Origin of the sequence: Frankia sp. AgKG'84/4, assembly GCF_023242965.2 — a bacterium.
Taxonomy (GTDB): domain Bacteria; phylum Actinomycetota; class Actinomycetes; order Frankiales; family Frankiaceae; genus Frankia.
The window spans coordinates 1-1,014 of record NZ_JALKFU020000823.1; the positions used below are offsets into that span (position 1 = coordinate 1).

Annotated in this window: 1 protein-coding gene; it reads left to right on the forward strand. The window is 64.5% G+C overall.

Annotated elements, in window-relative coordinates:
* Positions 1–15 precede the first annotated feature (15 nt).
* Positions 16–699, forward strand: a complete 684-nt coding sequence (locus MXD58_RS25465; protein ID WP_308302045.1) for a class E sortase — start codon at positions 16–18, stop codon at positions 697–699.
* Positions 700–1,014: the final 315 nt, after the last annotated feature.

Consider the following 1,014-nt stretch of genomic DNA (forward strand, 5'->3'; position numbering starts at 1 on the left):
CGCCGGGGCCGGTCGTTGGGCGGGCGGCTCGCGCGCGGCCTGGGCGAGCTGCTGATCACGGCCGGCATCCTGGTGGCACTGTTTCTGACCTACCAGCTCTGGGTGACGGACCTGTTCGCCGAGCGGACCCAGGACCATCTGCATCAGCAGCTCGTGGAGGCGTGGCGCAGGCCGCCGCCGGTGCGCGCGCCCGCCGGTGGTCGCGCCCGGCCAGTCATCCCGCCGGTGGAACTCGGGGACGGGGTGGCAATCCTGCGGGTGCCCCGGTTCGGCTCAGATTACGCGCCGGTCGTCGTCGAGGGCGTGGCCGTCGACGACCTGCGCCGCGGGCCTGGTCACATGCCCGGCACGGCGATGCCCGGCCAGATCGGAAACTTCGTCGTCTCGGGCCATCGGACAACGTATGGAAAGCCTTTTAATCGTATTGATGAACTAAAGATAGGCGATCCGCTTGTTGTCGAGGTGCGGGACCGTTACTACACCTATCGGGTCACCGGCTCCGAGGTCGTGACTCCGAATCGCATTGACGTCGCCGACCCGGTGCCGAAGCGGCCCGGCGTGACGCCAACGAAGAGTCTCATCACCTTGACAACCTGTCATCCTAAATACTCAGCAAGCCATCGACTGATCGTGTATGGGGAGCTGGTGGACGCCACGGAGAAGTCCGCCGGCCCGCCCGTGGCCCTCAAGGGGGAGTGAGCGATGTACGCCTGGCTCTACCGTCACCTACCCGGGCCGCGCGGGCTGCGACCGATGCTGGCAGTCCTGCTACTGCTGGTACTTGTGGCACTGCTGATGTTCGTGGTTTTCCCTGCGGTGGAGCCGGTACTGCCAAGCGGGAAAGTCACTCTTAGTAGCTAGTTGGTTCTTTGAGCGCAGTTCTGCGCGTCGCTTCTCCCGTTCTTCCTGGCCACTGCCCGGCCAAAATATCCGATATTAACCGGACGTTCCTTTTCTGGCGTGTTACTGAAAGCGGATCCGGCGAACGATGGCCATGCCTCGCCAATCCCTCGG